The 262-nt window shown below is 60.3% G+C and carries 1 pseudogene; it reads right to left on the minus strand.

Annotated features, from left to right (window positions below):
- Positions 1 to 262, minus strand: a pseudogene (locus tag ACYQ8L_RS18775) (aldehyde dehydrogenase); the annotation flags it as partial.

Below are 262 nucleotides of genomic sequence, written 5' to 3' on the forward strand. Positions count from 1 at the left end.
CTTGAACCGCTCCGGCGCCGCCTCCCAGCGCCTCACGAACTCCTCCCGCTCCTTTCTGTCCGCGATCGGCACCTGGGGGAACGACCCCTCGATCTGGGTGATGTTCATCTTCTCCCCGGTCGCGTACATCAAAAAGTACGGAAAGTTGATCATTTTAAGCTTGATCGGGACCTGCTCGAACTTCTTCATCGTGTTGTGATCGAACTTCTCGGCGCCCCGGCCGATCTGGCGGGCGGCGTGATACACGCCGTTGGCGAGCGCA

This window comes from Deferrisoma palaeochoriense (assembly GCF_054656955.1).